The organism is Mycobacterium sp. 236(2023), assembly GCF_029623955.1.
Lineage (GTDB): Bacteria > Actinomycetota > Actinomycetes > Mycobacteriales > Mycobacteriaceae > Mycobacterium.
Window position 1 is genome coordinate 830,315 of the sequence record NZ_JARSBP010000003.1, and the last position, 14,396, is coordinate 844,710.

At 65.9% G+C, this 14,396-nt stretch carries 19 protein-coding genes and 1 pseudogene; 9 read left to right on the forward strand and 11 right to left on the reverse strand.

Annotated features, from left to right (window positions below):
• Positions 1-8 precede the first annotated feature (8 nt).
• Positions 9-482: a GNAT family N-acetyltransferase gene (locus P9A17_RS15270; RefSeq protein WP_278039476.1), complete on the forward strand. Its 474-nt coding sequence runs from the start codon at positions 9-11 to the stop codon at positions 480-482.
• Positions 479-790: a GNAT family N-acetyltransferase gene (locus tag P9A17_RS15275; RefSeq protein ID WP_278039477.1), complete on the forward strand. Its 312-nt coding sequence runs from the start codon at positions 479-481 to the stop codon at positions 788-790. The genes P9A17_RS15270 and P9A17_RS15275 overlap by 4 nt, the downstream gene beginning before the upstream one ends.
• Here the strand turns inward: P9A17_RS15275 and P9A17_RS15280 are convergent.
• The gene (locus tag P9A17_RS15280; RefSeq protein ID WP_278039868.1) at positions 787-1,530 is read right to left on the reverse strand and encodes a DUF427 domain-containing protein; all 744 of its coding nucleotides are present in this window, start codon (positions 1,528-1,530) and stop codon (positions 787-789) included. The two genes, P9A17_RS15275 and P9A17_RS15280, sit on opposite strands and share 4 nt — an antisense overlap.
• Positions 1,531-1,660: 130 nt before the next feature.
• Between P9A17_RS15280 and P9A17_RS15285 the strand changes: the two genes are divergently transcribed.
• From P9A17_RS15285 to P9A17_RS15295, 3 genes are all read left to right on the forward strand, one after another.
• A complete protein-coding gene (locus P9A17_RS15285) occupies positions 1,661-2,977 on the forward strand; it encodes a ClC family H(+)/Cl(-) exchange transporter (protein ID WP_278039478.1) in 1,317 nt (438 codons plus the stop codon).
• 196 nt (positions 2,978-3,173) lie between these two features.
• Complete coding sequence (locus P9A17_RS15290) at positions 3,174-3,521, forward strand: CD225/dispanin family protein (RefSeq protein ID WP_278039479.1); 348 nt, start codon at positions 3,174-3,176, stop codon at positions 3,519-3,521.
• Positions 3,522-3,527: 6 nt separating this feature from the next.
• Positions 3,528-3,950 carry a DUF2752 domain-containing protein gene (locus P9A17_RS15295; RefSeq protein WP_278039480.1) on the forward strand — a complete coding sequence of 141 codons (423 nt, stop codon included), beginning with the start codon at positions 3,528-3,530 and terminating at the stop codon, positions 3,948-3,950.
• 122 nt (positions 3,951-4,072) lie between these two features.
• On the opposite strand, the gene P9A17_RS15300 is transcribed toward P9A17_RS15295, so the two are convergent.
• Both P9A17_RS15300 and P9A17_RS15305 read right to left on the reverse strand, forming a co-directional pair.
• Positions 4,073-4,369: a DUF732 domain-containing protein gene (locus P9A17_RS15300; protein WP_278039481.1), complete on the reverse strand. Its 297-nt coding sequence runs from the start codon at positions 4,367-4,369 to the stop codon at positions 4,073-4,075.
• Positions 4,370-4,919: 550 nt separating this feature from the next.
• A complete protein-coding gene (locus P9A17_RS15305) occupies positions 4,920-5,075 on the reverse strand; it encodes a hypothetical protein (RefSeq protein ID WP_278039482.1) in 156 nt (51 codons plus the stop codon).
• A gap of 80 nt (positions 5,076-5,155) precedes the next feature.
• Between P9A17_RS15305 and P9A17_RS15310 the strand changes: the two genes are divergently transcribed.
• Positions 5,156-5,995 carry a GNAT family N-acetyltransferase gene (locus tag P9A17_RS15310; protein ID WP_278039483.1) on the forward strand — a complete coding sequence of 280 codons (840 nt, stop codon included), beginning with the start codon at positions 5,156-5,158 and terminating at the stop codon, positions 5,993-5,995.
• A gap of 15 nt (positions 5,996-6,010) precedes the next feature.
• Here the strand turns inward: P9A17_RS15310 and P9A17_RS15315 are convergent, their stop codons facing one another.
• Positions 6,011-6,424 (reverse strand): hypothetical protein, encoded by a 414-nt coding sequence (locus P9A17_RS15315; RefSeq protein ID WP_278039484.1) that lies wholly within the window; start codon positions 6,422-6,424, stop codon positions 6,011-6,013.
• Between the two features lie 241 nt (positions 6,425-6,665).
• Here P9A17_RS15315 and P9A17_RS15320 point away from each other — a divergent pair, with 241 nt between their 5' ends.
• Complete coding sequence (locus tag P9A17_RS15320; RefSeq protein WP_278039485.1) at positions 6,666-8,030, forward strand: acetamidase/formamidase family protein; 1,365 nt, start codon at positions 6,666-6,668, stop codon at positions 8,028-8,030.
• On the opposite strand, the gene P9A17_RS15325 is transcribed toward P9A17_RS15320, so the two are convergent.
• Entirely contained in the window at positions 8,003-8,884 is an 882-nt protein-coding gene (locus P9A17_RS15325) for a sigma-70 family RNA polymerase sigma factor (RefSeq protein ID WP_278039486.1), read from the reverse strand. The two genes, P9A17_RS15320 and P9A17_RS15325, sit on opposite strands and share 28 nt — an antisense overlap.
• 114 nt (positions 8,885-8,998) lie before the next feature.
• Between P9A17_RS15325 and P9A17_RS15330 the strand changes: the two genes are divergently transcribed.
• Positions 8,999-9,355, forward strand: coding sequence for a DoxX family protein (locus P9A17_RS15330; RefSeq protein WP_278039869.1), 357 nt, complete (start codon positions 8,999-9,001; stop codon positions 9,353-9,355).
• 3 nt (positions 9,356-9,358) lie between these two features.
• Here P9A17_RS15330 and P9A17_RS15335 read toward each other — a convergent pair.
• A pseudogene (locus P9A17_RS15335) lies at positions 9,359-9,848 on the reverse strand (ATPase).
• A 395-nt stretch (positions 9,849-10,243) separates the two neighbouring features.
• Between P9A17_RS15335 and P9A17_RS15340 the strand changes: the two are divergent.
• Positions 10,244-11,014 (forward strand): TMEM165/GDT1 family protein, encoded by a 771-nt coding sequence (locus P9A17_RS15340; RefSeq protein WP_278039487.1) that lies wholly within the window; start codon positions 10,244-10,246, stop codon positions 11,012-11,014.
• Positions 11,015-11,020: 6 nt separating this feature from the next.
• Here the strand turns inward: P9A17_RS15340 and P9A17_RS15345 are convergent, their stop codons facing one another.
• The 5 genes from P9A17_RS15345 to P9A17_RS15365 form a co-directional block, all read right to left on the reverse strand.
• Positions 11,021-11,260, reverse strand: a complete 240-nt coding sequence (locus P9A17_RS15345; RefSeq protein ID WP_278039870.1) for a hypothetical protein — start codon at positions 11,258-11,260, stop codon at positions 11,021-11,023.
• Between the two features lie 124 nt (positions 11,261-11,384).
• Positions 11,385-11,687, reverse strand: coding sequence for a hypothetical protein (locus tag P9A17_RS15350; protein ID WP_278039488.1), 303 nt, complete (start codon positions 11,685-11,687; stop codon positions 11,385-11,387).
• Positions 11,688-11,852: 165 nt separating this feature from the next.
• On the reverse strand, positions 11,853-13,184 hold the full coding sequence (locus P9A17_RS15355) for an MFS transporter (RefSeq protein WP_278039871.1): 1,332 nt from the start codon (positions 13,182-13,184) through the stop codon (positions 11,853-11,855).
• A gap of 82 nt (positions 13,185-13,266) precedes the next feature.
• On the reverse strand, positions 13,267-13,557 hold the full coding sequence (locus P9A17_RS15360) for a hypothetical protein (RefSeq protein ID WP_278039489.1): 291 nt from the start codon (positions 13,555-13,557) through the stop codon (positions 13,267-13,269).
• 194 nt (positions 13,558-13,751) lie between these two features.
• A complete protein-coding gene (locus P9A17_RS15365) occupies positions 13,752-14,096 on the reverse strand; it encodes a DUF732 domain-containing protein (protein WP_278039490.1) in 345 nt (114 codons plus the stop codon).
• Between the last annotated feature and the right edge of the window lie 300 nt (positions 14,097-14,396).

Below are 14,396 nucleotides of genomic sequence, written 5' to 3' on the forward strand. Positions count from 1 at the left end.
TGGCGTTCGTGGACGGTGTCCGCGCGGCAACCATCGACGATGTGGACGACATCGAGCGCATCGTCGCGGCGGCCTACGCGCCGTACGTCGCCCGCATCGGCCGTGAGCCCGCCCCGATGACCGTCGACTACCGCAACGCGGTGAACCAGACCGATCACGTCCACGTCCTCATCGACTCCGGTGAGACCGTCGGCGTGCTGGTCATCGCCATCACTGCCGACCACGTCTTCGTCGACAGCGTCGCGGTGGCCGAAGGGCAGAAGGGGCGCGGATTGGGCAAGCTGCTGCTGGGCTACGCCGAGCAGCAGGCACGCGATGCCGGGCTGCGGCACGTCCGCCTCTACACGAACGCCGCGATGACCGAGAATCTGTCCTTGTATCCGCATCTGGGCTACCGCGAAGTGGACCGGCGCATCGACGAGGGCTTCCACCGGGTCTACTTCGAGAAGACGGTCGAATCCGCAATTATCGTGGAGCCATGACCATCGAGACACCTCCCGACCGCTCTGGCGCCCCGACCACGGTCACTCGAGAACCCGGACGATTCGTCATCGAGGTCGAAGGCCGCGCTGTCGGGCTGGCCGACTTCCACGACGGTGACGGCAAGCGGACCTTCCCGCACACGGAGGTGCTGCCCGAGTTCCAGGGCCGTGGGCTCGCAACGATTCTCGTCGCCGCCGCACTGCAGGCCACCCGCGCCGACGGGCTCCGCATCGTGCCGACCTGCTGGATGGTCGCCGAATACATCGACAAGCATCCGGAGTACGCCGACATCACCGATCGTCGTTAGCTGAAGTGGGTCCGGGGCCTGGGCACCTCCACGCCGTCGACCCTGATGTCGACTTTCTCGTTGTAGAACGCGACCAGGTTTGTGATCGGCCCGACGGCAGGTAGCGGAGTCTCGTACGTCCAGGCGAGGTCGGCATACTCGGTGTCGCCGACGCGCACCGACCAGTAGCCCGACGTCACTCCCTTGTACGGGCAGAGCGTTTCCGTATCCGTCGGCACCAGGTGTTCGAACGCGACGTCGGTGCGGTCGATGTAATACCTTGTCGGCAAACCTGTTTCGAACAGCAATACAGGGCTTCGGGTGTCGGCCAGCGTGACACCGTCCAGGGTGACCGTGACGTGGCGGTGCGACCGCAGCGCGTCGACCCGGGCGTACGGATTCCGCGGATGCCCGAATATCGGCTCGTCCTCCTCGAACCAGCTGAGCGAGTTCCACTCGAAGCGCACCAAGCCCGCCACCGCGCCGGCGTCGTCATCGAACACACGAGCCGCCGACGGGACCACCACCCCGCCGTCACCGGCCAGCGAGAACCTGCGCGCCGCGCCGAACTGCACACGCAGCGGGTGCTCGTCGTCACGCAGCACCCCGTCGACCACGTCGGAGCGCGGAATGTAGTACTGCGGGTAATACGGCACCTCCCACACGTAGCGTGCCGACGTGGTGTCGAAAACCAGCTGGTGCCCCAGGAAGCCGCGCACCCGGCGCGGGGCCGGCTCGACGCGTCCGCGGGCGGCGGCCATCTGCGGATAGTCCGGCGCCGGGCCCGGGGCGGCGGTGTTCACTGATCGGCCTCCTGTGATGCGAACGCGGCGGTGGTGTATGCGCGAAACTGTAGGCCCGGCCATCCAGTGGTGAAGGAGAACGACACTCGTGCCTGTTCGTGGCGGGAATCGCGGAGAGTCGGTCCGCGCCACCGTGCTGGTCTGCGCGACCGCCGCCGCAGCGGGCGTCCTGATCGGCCTCATCGGCGCGGTCTTTCGGTGGTGTCTCGGTGCCGCCGAAGACCTCCGCGCCGACCTTGTCGGCTGGTCGCATGGGTTGCCGGGGCCGGGATGGTTGATCCCGATCGTCGTCGTCGCCGTCTGCGCCACTGTCGCCGGTCTGCTGGTTCGGTGGGAACCCCTCGCCGTCGGCAGCGGCATACCGCACCTCGAGGCGGTCTTCCTCGGTGAGGCCCGCGCGCCGCGGCTCAACGTGATTCCGGCGAGGTTCTTCGGTGGCGTGCTCGCGATCGGTTCTGGCATGGTCCTCGGCCGCGAAGGACCGACCGTCCACATGGGCGCCACTGTCGGCGCCGAAGCCGCGAAGCGGACCCGTTTGCCGGATCGGGACGCCCGTGCGATGCAGGCAGCTCTCGGAGGGGCCGGGCTGGCCGTCGCCTTCAACGCGCCCATCGCCGGCGTGCTGTTCACGCTCGAAGAAGTCACGAAGTCCCTGCGGGTGCGAACCGTGCTGGCGACGATTTTCGCCGCCGTCGCCGCGGTGCTGGCCTCGCGACTCGTCCTCGGCAACCATCCCGATTTCGAGGTGGGCCCCGTCCCCGGACCACCATTGGCCTGGCTACCGCTGTTCGTGGTGTTCGGACTGCTCACCGGAGTTCTCGGCGCCGGCTACAACGTCGTGATCCTCTGGCTGACCGACCGCGTTGCCGCGGTCCCGAAGATCTCAAATCCGGTCAAGGCAACGGTGATCGGAGCTCTCGTCGGAGCCGCACTGTGCTTTGCGCCGCTGACGGTGGGCGACGGCGACAGCCTGACGCAGATGGTGCTCGGCGGGCACCAGTTCGTTCTGCTCACCGCCGCGGGATTGCTTGCCGCGCGGTTCTTTACCGGACCGCTGAGTTACTCGGCGGCGGTACCCGGCGGATTGTTCGCACCGCTACTGGCAGTCGGCGCACTGTGGGGCTTCGTGGTCGCGGGATGCTTCTCCTCGGTGTGGCCGGAAGACACGACGTTCCTGGCGATTCCGCTGGCGATCGTCGGGATGACAGCCTTTTTCGGCGCGACCGTCCGCGCCCCGCTGACGGGGATCGTGATCGTCATGGAGATGACGGCGACGGTGTCTCTGGTGCTGCCGACGCTGGCGGCCACGGCGTCCGCGGTGCTGGCCGCCCGGGTTCTGCGCTCGGAGCCCATCTACGACAGTCTGCGCAAGCGAATGCCCATCGAGGGACGCGAGGAGCGTTGAACGCGTTGCTGGTTCGCGCATTTCCGGCCACGTGAGCGGGTGTCGGAGGCCACGGATCTCCCAGGTCGGCCCAACGACCGCGGAACCGCGCGGTAAAAATCTCTGAACAGCGTGAATTTGCCACTTCTGCGTTGATCTTGTCGGGTACCCTTAGCTCGCTTTTCTGAGCTATCACATGGCCTTTGAGGGAGTCGACATGACACAACCGCCGCCCGGTAACTATCCGCCTCCGCCGCCCGCCGGCGGTGGCGGCTTCCCCCCGCAGCAGCCGGCGGGCGCAGCACCGAGTTCGAACCTGGTGCTCGGAATCCTGACGACGATCTTCTGCTGTCTGCCGTTCGGCGTCGTGTCGATCGTCAAGGCAGCACAGGTCAACGGCCTGTGGGCACAAGGCCGTTACGCCGAGGCGCAGGCTTCCTCGGCCGCCGCCAAGAAGTGGGCGATCTGGAGCGTCGTCGCCTGGGTCATCTTCGTCGTCATCTACGGCATCCTGATCGCACTGGGCGCCGTCAGCATGGACTTCGATACTTCGTCGTCGTACTGATCTCTTTTGGCAGTACCGCAATTCGCGCCTGTCCGCCTCGGCGGCCCACTGTTGGTGGGCGCCGTGGCGGCTTGCGCGTGCGTGGCCGTATTGATCGGCGATCCGACCACCCCGGGTGGGATTCTGCCGGAATGCCCGACGAAAGCCTTTCTGGGAATTGACTGTCCAGGGTGCGGCACGTTGCGGATGATCTACTCGGTGCTCCATGGCGACTTCGCGTCCGCACTGCGTTTCAACGCCCTGGCGCTGGTCGCGCTGGGACTGCTGATCGTCGCATTCGCCATCTGGACGTACAGCCGTATCGTCGATCGGAAGATCGATTCCTGGCAACACCATCGCTGGGCTGCGCAGGTGACCCTCGGCGTTGTCGTGGTCTGGTTTGTGTTGCGAATTCTGCCTTTTGAACCTTTCACCGCGCTGCGTGTGTGAGCTGCGCCGAAATCGCCTCTCCCGCTTGCGCGATCGTCATCGAGCTTGAACATGACACGACCCCGACGACACACTTGTGCGGGTGTCCTCGGGGTCGTGACCGAATCGTGCGTCGAGAGCGCCTAGGGGCAGTACGACTGCGTCGCGGCGCCCACGAAGAAGCCGCTCTGCTCCGGAGACCACCCGGCGGGTCCCATGATCTCGAGAGCGATCTGCGTCTTGTCCTGCCCTGCCGCGGCGTATTCGCACACCGCGCCCGCGAGCTGGATGGCGTTGTCGGCGCTGGAGTACGGGATGCCCTCGCTGTCCAGTGCAGAGATGAAGATCTCGTTGGCGTCCTGTGCCAGAGCCGGTGCCGCCAGCGCCGTGGCGAGACCGGCAGCGGCGACGGCCGCTGTGAAAATGAATTTGCCGCGCATGCGCGTCCCTCCTGATTGGTCTGCTGTCGGCGATACCGTACGCCGTGCAGACGAACGGTAGTGTTATTTTGCTGAAATCTGCGTGACAAATGTGTGCAGAGTGAAAATCGAGACCGACAAATATCATTGATGTAATTCATTGTTGAATGCATGCCGCCAGTGCCTGCAGCGGCGCGAAGGCTTCACGCCGAAAGATCCGGAGGGGTCTCGGACACGCGGCCGATGGTTTACATCCGGTGCTGGTGGCTGCACGACTTTCCCGTAGGTTCAAGCTTCACGACCACCTATTAACAGCAATGTCAATAGATAGGGCAACGGGTTCCGCATCGGAAGGGCCTGTGGCGGCGCCTACGGTGCCCGGGCGCGGGGGTGACCTCGTGTGTGTCGACGATCTGCGCCAACGGAATTCGTAGCATCAGAGTTATCCGTCCAGCGAATTCATTAAGTACTTGAATGTCGGAGCAAACCGTTATTGAGGGGAAATATCTGGCCGGTGTGGCGCTGAAGCGTCGGCTGTCGATGTTTTTGGTTTGCTGAAAGTTGAAGCCGGTCAGTTCTCGTCCGGGATCTGATGGTGGGTCTGAGTGCGTGCCGGCGCATCCGGATCGTCATCCTTGTGGTCGAGCTTCTCCTGAACTTCGCGCTGCTCCGGGGTCGCCTTGGTCGCGTCCTTCGGTGTGTCCGACGTCACGTCTTCCTGATCCACTGCTGAGCCTCCAAGCGTCGTCGATGGGTGGACGCAAAATGAGTTCTCCGATCCGGTCCCCGTGAAACACAATGATCGTCGTGACCGGATCGACGTTGTTCTGCAGTACCGCGCTCGCACGCCGGATCGAAGCCGCCGAAGCCACGCTGATCGTCGCCGCCACCGAGGCGGCCAAGGCCCGTGGTGCGTGGGGATTGGCGCTGCCGATCGGCGGCGGGTTCGCCTGCGCCGCGGAGGCGGGGTCGCCCATGAACAAGGTCGTCGGCGCCGGGTTCGGGACGGCAGTCGCCCCTGCGGATCTCGACGCGGTCGAACGGACATTCGCCGAACTCGGCGTGCCGGTCCAGGTGGAACTGGGCAGCCTCGCCGAACCCGGCCTGGGCGACGAACTGACCCGGCGCGGGTACCGGTTGCGCGGATTCGAGAATGTTCTCGGGCAGGCTCTGTCCGGGCCGGTTTCGCCGGCGACGGTCGACGGCGTCCAGGTCCGCAGATGTGATCCCGACGAGGTCGACGTGTGGGTCGACGCCGTGGTCGAAGGCTTCGCCCATCCCGACGACGTGGGAGTGCCCAGCCATGAAGAATTTCCGCGCGAGATCGTCGCCCAGGCGGAACGGGATTTCGAGAACGCCGGGGCGGTGGCCTACCTGGCCGTCTGCGACGGTGCTGTGGCCGGAGGCGGCGGGATGCGGATCACCGACGGAATCGCGCAACTCACCGGCGCGGCCACGGTGCCGGACGCGCGACGGCGCGGAGTGCAGGGCGCGCTGCTGGCGGCTCGTCTCCGCGATGCGGCGGCAGCAGGATGCGACATGGCCGTCGTCACCACCGCGCCGGGCTCGACCTCACAGAAGAACGTGCAGCGCCGAGGTTTTCACCTGCTCTACACGCGAGCGGTGTTGGTCAAGGAATTCGGCTAGGTCTTTGGAATTCGGCTAGGTCTTCGTCGGTGCGGCGCGGTTCCCGGCGGAGGCCGAGGAGAACAGCCAGACGGTGAGCCAGATGGTCCCCACCACGATCAGCAGTGAGCCGGGAACATGGATTCCGAGCGTCGCACCCTCGCCGAGCGCCGCTTGTACGAACGAGTACGCAAAGATCACGAACGCGAGCGCCACCGTCCACCACGCGCGCTTGCGGTCATAGGCGAGGCCCGCCAGCGCGACCATGAGTCCACCGGTGACGACATGGAGCACGATCGCCGCACCGCCGTGCACGTCCTTGAGCTCACCGGCCTGCACGAGTGCCCCTGCCGTGCCGAACAGCGCGACGATCACGACGACTGTGGCGAGAGCGAAAAGCCGGGCGGTGAGCAGGAACGACCGGGTCGACTTCTGATCGGGCGACGGCATGGCAGTCCTCTCGTGGGCGACACGTCACACGGTGTGACTATGGCACCGCCGATCGCCTGATAGGTGGGATCGGCGAAAACCGTTGTTCTGCAGCAGCTCTGGACAGCATCTCCGAGAGTGGGTGCTCCAGGTGCCGCCTGGCTGGTGAGAACTCCGCAACGAAGACGTAGCACACTCGTTTTGGCCAGGAAATGCCTCGTGGGAACACCCTTCGGTAATCGTCCTATCGAAAGGTGACCTCATGACTGACCTTGCCCGGCACGCCGCAGAAACCCTCTGGTCGGGGCTCGGCAGAAGGGATTTCGTGCGTGCAGTCGCAGCTATGGGGGCGGGCGTCGGTGTGGTCGGCGTGGCGTCCGCCTGCTCGTCGGGTTCGACGAGTACGTCGCCTGAGACGCCGTCGTCGACAGCGGCGAACTTCACCATCCTGCAGCCCGGCCAGGGCAACCCGAGCGGGGACCACTATCTGCAGTCCAGCCCCGATGACGTGCTGTGGGGCTACGTTCCCACCGTCCACGCAGCTCCGTCCCTGCAGATCAGCTCGGGGCAGACGGTGACCATCGATGCCGTCAGCCACGAAGGCATACTCGAAGACCAGGGCCGAAACCCGGTCGAGTACTTCGGGTCCCAGGGGGTGTCCGAATCCGAAGTGCTTCAGGACGCGATAGCCATCGCCGCCGAGTACCGCAGGACACCACGGAACTTCGACAAGGACGGCCCCCATGTCGTGACCGGGCCGGTGTTCGTGGAAGGCGCCGCGCCGGGCGATGTTCTGAAAATCGAGATATTGGAGGCGATTCCGCGCGTTCCGTACGGAGTCGTGTCGAGCAGGCACGGCAAGGGGGCGCTCGCCCGCACGGCCGATGGCGCACCGCCCGCCGGTATCACCCTCGCCGAGGTGATGCCGCCCGCCGATACCGATGCGCGCCCGAACCCCGACCCTGCCAAGTACGGCAACATCTCGACATTCACCAGCGTCGAGGACGGTCACGGCGTGATGCGTTATGGCACTGCTCAAGTGCGGTTTCCGCTGCGGCCCTTCATGGGCATGATGGGCGTGGCCTACTCCCAGGACACCGATCCGACCTCGGCCACCGCCAACTCGGTTCCGCCGACGGTGGGTGGCGGCAATATCGACATCAGGCTGCTCGGCGAGGGGGCCACGTTCTATCTGCCCGTGTTCGCCGAGGGCGCCCTGTTCTATGTCGGCGACCCCCACATGGCCATGGGCGACGGTGAGGTCGCGCTGACCGCGATGGAAGGATCGCTGCGCGGAACGTACCGGCTCTCGGTGTGCAAACCCGGATCCGGTGATGCGCCATCGGTGGCATACCGGTATCCGTTCGCCGAAACGGCCGACGCGTGGGTGCCCATCGGCCTGTCCGATCCGGACGGTTCCGTTGGTGGTCAGAGCAGCGACCTGAACATCGCGATGCGGCGGGCCGTGGTCAACGCGCTGGACTTTCTCGAAACCGATCAGGGCATGGACCGGGCCACCGCCTATGCGTATCTGTCTGCCGCCGCCGACTTTTCGGTGTCCCAGGTGGTCGACAAGACGGTGGGTGTGCACGGCCAGGTCTACAAGTCGCACTTTCCGGAGGCCTGATAGGCCACCGCCTCGACGACATCGGTCGCGGCAAGAGGAGCGATCGTGATGGCCGTGACAAGTCCTGCCCGAACGGCGATGTCGATCGTCGCGATGGCGTGACCGCCCGGCGCGATGACGTGCAGTGCGCGTCCGTTGACACGCATCGGGATGCTGGAGCGGATACGGCCGACGAAATGACGGGTCTCCTCGGCGATCGCGGCGGCGCTTGAGATCGAGAGTGCCGCCCCCACCGGCATCAACGCCGCGTCGGCGATCCGCACGCACTCAGGCGCCATCAAGGACAGCATGCGGTGCATGTCTCCACCCCCGGCCGCCTGCAGGAACGCCGTGACGACGGCGGCGTGGTCCTCCTCGTCAGGTGCCGGGCCTGACGGGGCGGCGGGCGGCCGAATGCGTGAACGTGCCCTGCTGGCATGCTTTTTCGCATTGGTCGGTGTCGTGTCCAGGATGTCGGCAATCCGGTCGAACGGGACCGCGAACAAGTCGTGAAGGACGAAGGCCACCCGCTGCGGAGGCGTGAGTGTGGCGAGCAGCACCATCAACGCGCGTGACACGTCGTCGCGCTGCAGGAACGCTTCGTCGGCGGCCAGCTCGACGTCAGAGATCGGATCGACGCGCGCGGTGAGGGCGTCCCGCCGACTCCTGGCGCGCAGTTGGTCGAGACACACGCGGGTGACCACCGTCGTCAGCCACGCCGAAACATTCTCGATGTCGGCGGCGGGGCAGGGATGCGCACGCAACCACGCCGTCTGGACGGCGTCCTCGGCGTCGTGGATCGATCCGAGAATGCGGTGCGCCAGCGACAGCAGTCGCGGACGGTCTGCCAAGAAGCGCTCGGTCACTTCGGACACCGGTGGTCACCTTTCGAATCTGCGGAACGTCAGATGGGTGAGACAGCCGACAACCGCTGACATAGGAGGCAACGTGGCGAGCATACCGATCGGACGACAGCCGTGACCGGCCATGTGACAACGGCATTGGCCGCCGTGACCGTGGTGTGCGCGGTCGCCAACGCCGGCGTCGCGGTCGCCGATCTGGTCAGGGCGCCGTTCGTGTTGGCGAACTCTGCCGAGGTCGGGGTGGCTCAGCGGTGGATTCCCTATCTGGCGTCACTGAAGATGTCCGGAGCTGTGGGATTGCTGCTGGGCTACGCCGTCGCACCCTGGCTCGGGCTCGCCGCGGCGGCCGGCCTCGTGGCGTTCTTCATCGGCGCCGTGGCCGTACACGTCCACACCCGGGTCCTGCACAACATCGCCTTTCCGGGGGCGTACCTGGTGCTGGCACTGGGGGCGTTGGGGTACTTCACCATCGCCGTGTCGTGATCGTCAGGCCGGGCCGCTGTCCTCGACCGTACGAGCCAACGTCGCCAGTGACTCGTCGATGAATTTCCTGCCGAAAGGTGGCAGGCCGCCGAGTTGGTCGCGCACGGACTGCGGGGTCGCGCTCCAGTCGTAGGTCAGGGTTACGTCGGTGCCCCCCCTCGGCCGACGAGAGGTCGTACCGCCACCACCATCCCGGCGCCTCGTGTTCACCCGCGCCGTCGACATTGCCCGGCAGCCACGCGATGCTGCGGTCCGGTTCGAACACCGTGACCAGGTTGTGCATGACGTAGTGGCCGCCGATGTGGTCGAGGTACATGTTGACCACGAAGATCTGACCTGTGCCGGTGATGACCTCGGTGGTCACGGCATCGCGCACCCAATCTGTCGGTTCGGTGTCCTTGTGCCGGCCCGGGTTGGACAGCACGGCGAAGATGTCGGCGGCGGAAGCGGCCACGGTGCGGGTGGCGACAAAGCGGTCTGCGGCGGTGGTCACGTGGGGCTCCTTCGGTCGGTGCGCAACGTTGCGAGCCCAGTCTGTCCGACCCGGAACATTCGTTGGCCGTCGGGGACTCGTCGGGGTGTTGCGGACCTTCCATTGTAGAGTTTGGGACGCCCGAACTTTCCTGGTTGATTCCCCAAACTTATTGCGACAGACGGGATTTGGATCGCCACGAGTTGCAAGTGCGGCGCGGGCGCGTGTAGGGTGGCTTCAGCGAAGGGGAGTAGCCCCCAATCGGCAATCGACATACTGGCTCTACGGGGCCCGGTTGTCCGAACCGGTCAATGGACCGGTGGGCGAGACCTTCGGCCGTACAGTCCGTTTGGATTGCCGGCCGGAGGTGTGTCCCCACTCTCCGAACGGCAGTCACCGACACCGAGGAGTATCTGGTGTTCGCCGCCCTGTTGTTGAGCTTCGCCGTCATCTTCGTGGCGGAGCTGGGAGACAAGACCCAGCTCGTCGCCATGATGTTCGCGCTGCGGTACCGCTGGTGGGTGGTGCTGTCGGCGATCACCGTCGCAACGACCGCCGTCCATGTGCTGTCCGTCGCCATCGGCCACTATCTCGGCGCGGCACTGCCCACACATCTTCTCGGCCTCATCGCAGGCGCGATGTTCATCTTCTTCGGGTTGTGGACCTTGCGCGGCGACAGCCTTTCCGACGACGAGGCATCACGCGCCGAGAAGGCCACCGCTCCGGCGTTCTTCGTCGTCACCTCCGCGTTCATCCTCGCCGAGCTCGGCGACAAGACGATGCTCGCCACCGTCACACTGGCGTCGGACAACAACTGGCTGGGTGTGTGGATCGGCTCGACACTGGGCATGGTGGTCGCCGACGGTCTCGCCATCCTCGTCGGCGCCGTCCTGGGCAAACGTCTACCCGAGCGGTTCATCCAGATCGCCGCGGGTGCACTCTTCCTGCTCTTCGGCGCCTACATGCTGCTGGAGAACATCTTCCCGTCGCTGCCGCTCCTGGTTATCGGGGCGATCTCGGTCGGCATCGTGCTGGTGTTCGGTGCGATCCTGCGATCGCTGCCCGAACGGCTGCGGCCCGCTGTCCTGCGCGCGCAGCCGGTGGCCGATGAATCCGCCAATGCTCCGGTAGCCGCTGACTCGTCACCGGATACCGGGATCGAGACGGGTTCCCGCCCGTCGCGGTAGGGCCCGTCAGATGGCGACGACGGAACGGATCGATATCTGATCCGTCTCGCAGTGACGACAGGTCAGCGGACGGACCTTGAGTCGGACGTTGGCGATTCGCAACGCGCGCTGGCACATCGGGTACGGGCACCCGCACGACAACGTGACCCACCACTGCGCAGGATGCGCCAGCGGGCCGCAGAATTTGCGGCAGGTGCACTGGATTTCGGGCTCGAAGTCCAGCTCCGCCAGCGACGGCTCGTACATGGTGGTCACGGCCCCCAAGGCTAAAGTCAGGGTCGAGACTTTTGCGTGAGGCGCGCGCGAACGAACTGTGCGGACTCACGAAGGGGTCTTCGCGAGTCCGCACAGAAGTTAAGGGCCGGCCGGACTACAACCGAATCCAGCGGCCCAGGAACCAGAAGCCCCAACCGTCGCCGTTGCCGGCTCGCAGCGGCTGCACGTGCTGGCCTTCGTACATGAACGGCTGATGGTCCTGGCGGGCATTGTTGATGTCGCGGCGCTGCCAATCGCCGTTCTGCGGCGAGGGGGCGGGCTGGCACGCGGGGGCGCCCGGCTGACCGCAGGGCTGGCCGGGTGCCGCGGCCGCGGAGCCTGCGCCCGCAGAAACCAGGCCCGCCAGGGCAATTCCGCCGGCGACAGCCGAGAGGCCGAGTGCGCGGGTGAGTGCCATGAATTTCTCCGATCGTCATCGTGAATGCGTCGTGCAGCTCTGTGCCGCACAGACGATGACGTTAGGAGCGGGGTGTTGGCGGCTACTGTGCAGAATTTAGGCGCCAGCTGTGCAGGCGGTCACGAATCGAATTCGATTGGCTCACAGCACTATCAACGGTCCGCATTACCGGGCACCGCTGACGTGGGCTGCCGCATCACCCGGAAGGCGCAAGGTCTCGACCAAGGTGACCGCAAGCAGGGCGCCGAGTACAAGGAACGTCCACGAGTACGACGCCAGCACCGTCAGCAGCAGCGCAGCGACGGCGATGCCGAGCCCAGCAGCCAACTCCTGCACCGTCGCGTTCAGCGTGTTGGCGTGGGTCAACTCGTCACCGTCGACATCGGCGAACGCGAGGCTGTTGTACGCGGTGAAACCAATGGACCTCAGCGCGCCGCTGACATAGAGCGCAATAGCGATCACCGCGATGGGGGTGCCCGGCTGAATCGCCGCCAGCACCCCGAACCACGCGATCGACACCACCCCGTTCACCAGCAGGACACGCTTGATGCCGAAGCGGCGCATCAAGGGTGTCGTGAACGGCTTGATCGTCAGGTTGCCGACAAAGAGCGCTGCGACCATCAATCCCGCGGTGAACGCCGACCACCCGAACTCGAGCTGGAAGAGCAGTGGCAAGAGGAACGGCACCGTGGTGATCACCAGTCGGTACATCGAGCCACCGGACACCGTGATCCGCAGGGTCCGCACCCGCAGCACCGACAGCCTCACCAACGGCGTGGGCGTGCGCCGCAGATGCCACACCGCACCGCCCAGCAGGACGACCGCGGCGCCAGCGCCGATCCCGACCATCGTCCAGTTGGTGCCACTGACCCGGATGTGCTCGAGTGCGATCAGGGCCGAGGCGATTCCGGCGCCGAGCAGCAGCAGACCGCGCCAGTCGAACGGTCGGGGGGTGGCGGCGGGGCCACCGCGAATGAGCTTGAACGCGAACAACAGTCCGATGATCCCGATCGGAATGTTGACGAAGAAGATCCATCGCCACGAGCCGAGGGTCGCGATGGCGCCTCCGAGGACCGGTGCCACGACCGGTGCGGTGAGTGCAGGCCAGGTGAGCAACGCGATCGCGCGGACCAGGTCCGTCTTCGCGCTGTAGCGCAACACGGCGAGCCTGCCGACCGGCACCATCATCGCGCCCCCGATCCCCTGGAGGACCCGCATGGCCACCAGCATCGAAAGTGACGCGCTCAGTGCGCATCCCACCGACGCCACGGTGAACACGGCGATCGCGGTGAGGAACACCGGCCGGATGCCGAACCTGTCGGCGACCCAACCGCTCGCCGGGATCAGGACGGCCACGGTGAGCAGGTAGGCGGAGATGGCGACGTTGACGTCGACGGCGGAGACGCCGAAATCGCGTGCGATGGCGGGAATGGCCGGCGCGATGATGGTGGCGTCGAGGATCTCCATGAACAACGCCCCCGCCACCAGCAGAGCCATGCCTCGCGGGAAAGAGGACTGGGGCGCTGCCGGCATGGGATCCAAACCTAGACGGCCTCCGACTGTGTCGGCCGTCCGGCTGTTACTGCGAGCAGTTCAGGGAGACGGCGACCTTGGGCTTCGGCACCTTGGTGAAGACGTTGTAGTCGTCATCGTCGTTGAGAGTGAAGGGCACCTGTGCGCCGGGCAGGTTCTGCACGCCGATGACGGTGCACTCGCTCAACGGGGCATTACCGACACGGCTGACCCTCACGTCGTAGCCCTGCGACCGCAACTGGTTGATCGTCGTCGACGCGGGTTCTGCTTGGGCAGGGGCGGAGAGGGCGATGGCGGCGCCGAGCGGCAGGAGGCTCGCGGCGAGAAACTTCTTCATGGTGTGTCTCCTAGATCTGGCGCTTCACCGCAGTGATCCCAACTTTATGAGTGACACCAGCGTCGCGACTATGAAATGACAACGCTTGGAGCTTGCGTGGAGATTCCATGGAGAACTTCGGCGGCCCACGGAGGTGCCAGGAGATGAAGCGTGGGTTACCAGAAGTCGTGCGGGGAGAAAGCTCTCGGCGGCAGTCAGCCCGTGACGATGCCGTTGTAGACGGGGCAGTAGGCGCCGACCGCCCCGACCATCAGCCGTGTCGCCTGATCGTGGTTGACGCCCTCGCCGAGCAACGAGTTCATGATGTCGCCGCGGATCCGGGCGGGGTCGGCGTTGTTGGCGGCGCCTTCGGCCACGATGTCGCACACGTTGTTGCCGGCCTCGACAGCGTCCTCGGGGGTGTCGAACTGCAGACCGAGCTCCGTCACGACGGCCAGGAACTGCGCGTCGGCGTCGGTGGCCTGGGCGGCAGGGGCCAGTACCAGAGCGGCGGCGGCGCCGGCCGCCAGGATCGTCGAACGGGCGATGTGGACGCGCATGGAGCCTCCTGTGGACTGTCTGTGCGGATGGTAGCGGCGGTGCGGCGTCGAACCCGGGATTTGCGCGGCATGTGCGCCTCGGTGTCCGGGAGGGCTGCGAAGTGGGGTTTCGACATTCGGTGGCGGTCTCTACGGATTCGCGGGGGGCCTGCGGCTTGCCGCGTCCGGTGGTCGGTGTCCCGCTCTGCCGCGAACTTCGATAACCTGTTACCACTTGATGGAAATCGGGTTCAAACTGCAGCCTGCGCTACATCTCCGCGACCGGTCTGCCGGACGCGCCAAGTGAGACGAGGCCAGGAC

Bases quoted from the DNA above. Each gene is read 5' to 3' on its own strand.
- P9A17_RS15320 (WP_278039485.1), top strand. From the start codon at position 6,666: ATGACTGACCTTGCCCGGCACGCCGCAGAAACCCTCTGGTCGGGGCTC.
- P9A17_RS15290 (WP_278039479.1), top strand. From the start codon at position 3,174: ATGACACAACCGCCGCCCGGTAACTATCCGCCTCCGCCGCCCGCCGGC.
- P9A17_RS15280 (WP_278039868.1), bottom strand. From the start codon at position 1,530: ATGGCCGCCGCCCGCGGACGCGTCGAGCCGGCCCCGCGCCGGGTGCGC.
- P9A17_RS15315 (WP_278039484.1), bottom strand. From the start codon at position 6,424: ATGCCGTCGCCCGATCAGAAGTCGACCCGGTCGTTCCTGCTCACCGCC.
- P9A17_RS15350 (WP_278039488.1), bottom strand. From the start codon at position 11,687: ATGGCACTCACCCGCGCACTCGGCCTCTCGGCTGTCGCCGGCGGAATT.
- P9A17_RS15345 (WP_278039870.1), bottom strand. From the start codon at position 11,260: ATGTACGAGCCGTCGCTGGCGGAGCTGGACTTCGAGCCCGAAATCCAG.
- P9A17_RS15365 (WP_278039490.1), bottom strand. From the start codon at position 14,096: ATGCGCGTCCACATCGCCCGTTCGACGATCCTGGCGGCCGGCGCCGCC.
- P9A17_RS15360 (WP_278039489.1), bottom strand. From the start codon at position 13,557: ATGAAGAAGTTTCTCGCCGCGAGCCTCCTGCCGCTCGGCGCCGCCATC.
- P9A17_RS15355 (WP_278039871.1), bottom strand. From the start codon at position 13,184: ATGGCTCTGCTGGTGGCGGGGGCGTTGTTCATGGAGATCCTCGACGCC.
- P9A17_RS15275 (WP_278039477.1), top strand. From the start codon at position 479: ATGACCATCGAGACACCTCCCGACCGCTCTGGCGCCCCGACCACGGTC.
- P9A17_RS15300 (WP_278039481.1), bottom strand. From the start codon at position 4,369: ATGCGCGGCAAATTCATTTTCACAGCGGCCGTCGCCGCTGCCGGTCTC.